Annotated in this window: 6 protein-coding genes; 3 read left to right on the top strand and 3 right to left on the bottom strand. The window is 43.7% G+C overall.

The window, feature by feature from the left end; all coding sequences use genetic code 11:
- Positions 1-781 (bottom strand): Rpn family recombination-promoting nuclease/putative transposase (locus VK080_RS07445; RefSeq protein ID WP_324224140.1); only part of this gene is annotated, 781 nt, incomplete at its 3' end.
- 152 nt (positions 782-933) lie between these two features.
- On the opposite strand from VK080_RS07445, the gene VK080_RS07440 reads away from it, so the two are divergent.
- Together VK080_RS07440 and VK080_RS07435 are read left to right on the top strand one after the other, a co-directional pair.
- Positions 934-1,251 (top strand): histidine phosphatase family protein, encoded by a 318-nt coding sequence (locus VK080_RS07440; protein ID WP_324224139.1) that lies wholly within the window; start codon positions 934-936, stop codon positions 1,249-1,251.
- A 38-nt stretch (positions 1,252-1,289) separates the two neighbouring features.
- Positions 1,290-1,694, top strand: coding sequence for a hypothetical protein (locus VK080_RS07435; RefSeq protein ID WP_324224138.1), 405 nt, complete (start codon positions 1,290-1,292; stop codon positions 1,692-1,694).
- Here the strand turns inward: VK080_RS07435 and serA are convergent.
- Positions 1,675-3,258, bottom strand: a complete 1,584-nt coding sequence (serA, locus tag VK080_RS07430) for a phosphoglycerate dehydrogenase (protein WP_324224137.1) — start codon at positions 3,256-3,258, stop codon at positions 1,675-1,677. The genes VK080_RS07435 and serA overlap by 20 nt on opposite strands.
- The gene (locus VK080_RS07425; protein WP_324224136.1) at positions 3,259-4,413 is read right to left on the bottom strand and encodes an alanine--glyoxylate aminotransferase family protein; all 1,155 of its coding nucleotides are present in this window, start codon (positions 4,411-4,413) and stop codon (positions 3,259-3,261) included. It abuts the gene before it with no gap.
- 221 nt (positions 4,414-4,634) lie between these two features.
- Between VK080_RS07425 and VK080_RS07420 the strand changes: the two genes are divergently transcribed.
- Positions 4,635-5,549 carry a ketopantoate reductase family protein gene (locus tag VK080_RS07420; protein ID WP_324224135.1) on the top strand — a complete coding sequence of 305 codons (915 nt, stop codon included), beginning with the start codon at positions 4,635-4,637 and terminating at the stop codon, positions 5,547-5,549.
- Positions 5,550-5,829: the final 280 nt, after the last annotated feature.

Raw genomic sequence — 5,829 nt, 5'->3', positions numbered from 1 at the left:
CTTTTTCAGCATGCATTTGGTGAACGTCCTTCTTATCTAAATGTGCTGAGAGGTCCCTTTCCAACTGGTCCTGCAAATAATTAGGCGTCTGAAGAATATAATCAATAAAATAAAACAAAGCAGTCATGTATGTGCGGGATTTTTCCGGCTCTTTAGGAAATCCTTTCAAAATTTGCTTCATCAATTTTCTTTTAAAATAAAAACGTTTTTTTACATCGTATTTTGATTTGTTGGCGCAGATGCCTGCAATGACAGCAACCGCAAATGGATTTGTTGACTGTTCTAAATATACAATGTCCTGACTGTTAAAATTATAAACATCGTACTGATAATCAACTTTGGTTTCTAAAAAAGAGTAGTGGAAATGTTCAGGACGTTCGGATCGTTTATCGTCCATGATGAGCGCGATTGTGTGCACATCCCGGTCAAAACGGTCATATATCCGATAGAAATACCGGAACATTTGTTCAGACAAATCTTTATCGGCTTTAGCTTGCATTTCAATGTGGATGAGAATCCATTTTTCTGTACCGTTCTTTAAATAGACTCGCACAATTTGATCGGCCGTATGACTATTTTTCTTTTCTTCAATGATTTCCTTATAGTGATCCTGTTGTAAAAACTTAGGGGTTTTTGAAAAATCAATCTCCTCGTATAAATCACGGTCGAAAAGCAGCATAAATTCTTCAAATAATTCGCTGATTATTTTTTCCCAAAGCCCGCCATAACCAGGAACCCTATAGTCACTTTTATTTTCTACCACTCTCTCTACTGCCATCATTTAAACACACCCCATTTATAGATACATAATATAGTATACTTTTATTGTAAGGGAACATTTGTTCCTAGTCAAGCAAAAAATGATGTTTGATTCAAATTTTTGCGGAAATATTGTATTCTTGAGATAACTTGAAGCGACTGGAAGTGGAATTCATGGAAAAGAAGATATACGTTGTGAGACATTGCGAGGCGGTGGGGCAGGGGTATGCACTTACAGAAAGGAGCAAACGGCGGGCGAGAGACTTAACATTTTTTACGAACATTAAAATTGACTGGGTTGTATCAAGCCCCATGCTGCGGGCTGTTCAGTCAGTTGGTCCCATTACCGAGCAAAAGAGTCTTATTGTTGAAGAGGATGAGCGACTGACGGAAAGTATACTGAGCACAAAAATGCTGCTCGATTGGCTGGAGAAACTGGAAGCATCGTTTGAGGATATTGATGTGGCTTATGACAGCGGAGAGTCAAGCTGAAATGTCGTCAAACGCGGGTCAGTGTAGTGGAGAGTACTTTGGAAACCGAGCAGGAGAAGACAATCATTGTTACACACGGACATCTGATGGCACTGCTTATCAATCATTTTCAAAATGAATCTGGATTTGAACAATGGAGAAACTTGACTAATCCGGATGTTTATCTAGTGTGTTATGAAAATAACGAAGCAAAGATAGAGCATTATAGAGCATTTTTATGGAAAAGATCATACTTTATAGGAAAAAGACGCTTGAAAATGCTCAAGCGCCTCTTGTTTTGGGGGTCATCAGCTGCATATATCAACCAAAAATCAAATATATCAACCAAAGAAAATATTTTTCAACCAAATAACAAATTTATCAACCGAAAACCCGGTATATCGACTGAATCACAGCAAGATTTCGGAAGACAGCCCCGTTCAATCACAAATCTACCGCAGTAACGTCACTGATTTCTTCCAGCTCTTTCAATGCCTCCAGTTCTTCTTGTTCTGCGTATTTATCAATGGTGAGGATCATGATCGCGTCACCACCGATATCGGAGCGGTCAACCTGCATCGTGGCAATGTTGATATCACGGTCGGCCAGGAGACTGCCCATTTTTCCGATGACACCTGGCAGGTCCTGATGATGGATCACGACAATATGACCCCGCGGCATCACGTCGACACTGTAATGATCGACCCGGACGATACGGGCGCCAAGTCCATTCAAGAGCGTTCCGGAAACACTTCTTACGCCCGACTTTGTTTTCACCTCGACGGTCATTAAGTTGGTGAAACCTTTCGTGGATGAAGTCCGGTTTTCATGGATGGTGATGTCTTTTTTCTCAGCAAGGTACAAAGCATTCACATCGTTCACGTGATTTCCGAGATGCCGCTGCAGCAGTCCTTTGACGGCGTTCCGTGTAATAGGTGCAATTTTAACATCTGACAGCTCACCAGAATAATAGATATTCACTTCTTCTGGTACGTCGGCTGTCAGGCGGATCAGGAAGATACCTAGTTTTTCGGCCAAGTGGAAGTATGGTTCAATTTGACCGAGCACATCACTTGACACTGCCGGCATGTTGACCGGGTTTTTGACCATATCACCTGTCAAATGATTCAAGACATCATGACATACATCAATCGCGACATTTTCCTGAGCTTCAACGGTACTGGCGCCCAAATGCGGTGTGGCGACTACTTGTGGCAATTCCAGCAGTTTGTGATCCTGAAACGGCTCTTCTTCAAGTACGTCAATCGCCGCACCCGCAACTTTGCCCGAGACGAGCGCGTCATACAGCGCTTCTTCGTCTATGATGCCGCCACGAGCGCAGTTAATGATGTGTACGCCGTCTTTCATTTGCCGGAAAGCATCACTGTCAATCATATGGCGCGTTTCTTTCATGAGCGGTGTATGGACGGTAATGTAATCTGCTTTGTTTAAAACATCTTCAAATTCACCATATTCAATGCCCATTTTTTCCGCCTTTTCCTTGGTCAAAAATGGATCATAGGCGATCACATTGATACGCTGTCCCTTGGCCCTGTATGCAACTTCCGTACCGATACGTCCCAGTCCGACAATGCCAAGTGTTTTATTTTTCACTTCGACACCGACATATTTCGACCGCTCCCATTTTTGGTTTTTTAATGCAGAATGGGCCTGTGGTATCTTGCGGGAGAGCGCCATAATCATTGCCATGGTATGTTCGGCAGCCGAGTTAGTGTTGCCGTTCGGGGCATTGACGACAATGATCCCATTTTCGGTGGCTGCATCAAGATCAATGTTATCAACCCCAACCCCGGCTCGGCCTATGATTTTTAACCTCTCCGCTTTTTCAATGATACTGCGAGTAACCTTTGTCTGGCTCCGAACCAACAGCGCATCAAACGCTGCTATCCGGTTTTTCAGTTCATCAGGCGTCAGACCCGTGTCTTTGGTGACTGAAACATTTTCATTGTCGTGCAGCAAACTGAGTCCTTCATCACTGATAGGGTCCGCTATTAATATATGAAACATTTAAATTCCTCCTGAAAGCATCATTTCCTGTGCTGCTCCTACACCAGTTCCAAGTTTCACCGTTTTACCTATTTTATTCAGTGCAACTTCGATGATGCCGATCACTTGCAAAATATCCGCGGGTGAACAGTAGCCCATGTGCCCGATCCTGAATATGTGGCCTTTCAAATGTTGCTGACCGCCGGCAACCGTCATGTTGAATTCTTTCTTAAGCTCGTTCCTGAGTGCATCCGGGTCAAAGTCGTCCGGTCTGACAGCAGTTACCGTGGGCGAGGCGGCCTGATCAGTTGTCAAAAGCGGAATATTAAGTGCGCGGAATGCCGCTCGTGTCATGTTTTTCATGCGTTCGTGTCTTGCAAAAACAGTATCAAGACCTTCTTCCTCAAACAGTGCAAGCACCTGCTTCAGACCAAACAACAACGATACAGCAGGCGTAAATGGTGTTGCATCATTTTCCAGCTGTTTGCGGTACTTGGTTAAATTAAAATAGAAAGACGGCCGGTCATTGGTTTCGATTACTTGCCAGGCGCGTTCGCTCACGACAGCAAACGTCAGTCCCGGTGGGAGCATCATCGCTTTCTGTGAACCGGTGATAAGAATGTCAATTCCCCAGTCGTCCATTTTTACGTCTGCACCGCCAATAGCGGAAACACCATCGACGATAAAGAGGGTATCTGATTGCTTATGGATAACGTCAGCAAGTTCCTTGACAGGGTTCAATACACCAGTCGACGTCTCGCAAAACGTGGCAAAAACCGCCTTAATACCGGTGTGTTGTCTTAAATAATCCGCAATCAATTCTGGCTTGACTGCTTCGCCCCATTCTATATCAAACCGGTGCGTCTCGATCTGATGCTCATTGCAAATTTGCACAAACCGGTCACCGAACGCACCCGTCACAATAACCAGCACCTCGTCACCGGGGTGGACGGCGTTGACAACGGCGGTTTCCAATCCGGCAGTACCGCTTCCGGCTATGATCAAAACATCCTGTTCGGTCCCAAAAACCGGTTTCAATTTTGGTTTGATACGATGTAGTAAATCTTTTGTCTCCTGATCCCGATGACCGATCATCGGCTGATTCATCGCGCGCTGGACACTTGGCGGAACCGGGGTTGGTCCGGGAATCCGCAGAAATTGCTGATCCGGCTGCATGATATGTCTCCTTTCAATTACTGCCGACATCGTTTATTTGATTTATCTATCATAGCAAAAATGGCATTATTGTCAATTAGTTCATTTTATTCCGAATATGTCAGTCGACAAAGAGGGCAAGATCTTACTCCTGTCCCGTTTTAATAAATAAGAATGGACAAATCAATCGATAAAGATTATTCTAAAAATTAACAACTGATTTGGAAAAGGGAGGAATTATTTTGCATATTGTTGTCATTGGTGCGGGGGCGCTAGGTGTTTATTTCGGAGGACGCTGGATTGAAGCGGGAGTTGATGTGACGTTTTTGGTGAGGGAGAAAAGGGCAGCCCAAATTAAAGAAAATGGTTTAAAAATCAACAGTACACATGGTGATTACGAGATAAAAAAACCTCATGTTGTAACAGATTCCGGCGAGATTGAATCTGCCGATCTTGTGCTGGTCAGTGTGAAAGGCTTTCATCTTGAAGGGACACTGGATCAATTAAAAACGTTAACAGAAAAAGGTGCCTATGTCCTGCCAGTATTAAACGGTATTGAACATATCAAGATTTTGCAGGAAAAGCTCGGTAAGGAATACGTTCTTGGCGGGTTGTCATATATATTTGCCACGTTGAACGATAAAGGCCATGTGGAACAGGCAGGGGATATGCATCATTTGGTATTCGGCGAGCTTGACCCATCACAGCAGACCATTTCCAGCAAACTGGCAGAAGTCTCACAAAACGCTGGATTCATTGCCGGACACAGCTCTGAAATAACGCATGAACTTTGGAAAAAATACATGTTCATCTCAGCGTTGTCAGGGGTGACGACAGCAGTCAACCTGCCTATAGGTTCGGTTCGCGAGCATCCCGAAACACTTCATATTGGCGACATGATACTTCGTGAAATGCAATCCTTGGCAAATGCGTATGGAGCAGATATTACGGATGCCGATGTTGACGCAGCTCTTCAGAATGTACACGCACTGGATCCTGAAGCAACTTCATCCATGCATAAGGATCGGAGGAAGGGCCTGCATCTTGAGGTAGATCACTTGCAGGGCGGCGCAGTGCGACTGGCCGAGGAAGTGAATTTGGATGTTCCGTATATCAGGGCTGTTTTGGGAATGATTAAACCATTTGAACAAGGCTGAGTTCCACTAATACAACCTTAAACAAATCAGTTATACTGGAAAAGCACGTTTGTTGTATCGATCTTCAAGAATAGGGCCAGATTGTCGAATAAGAGTTAAGAACTTTTCATCCCAAATTTTATATGCAATAACTTTAATTTTGTATGAACGTTAGAAGTAAACTTTTAATTTTTTGAGCCAGCCGCTTTTAACAGAGAATGCAGCTACTCATCTTCAACGGGCAAGAAATTTATTCTCACTTAAATGAGAACCATTTAATGGGAAATAGGCTCATCCGAAA

This window comes from Lentibacillus sp. (genome assembly GCF_035301925.1).
Taxonomy (GTDB): domain Bacteria; phylum Bacillota; class Bacilli; order Bacillales; family Amphibacillaceae; genus Lentibacillus.
This window is presented reverse-complemented; position numbering and strand designations above follow the sequence as displayed.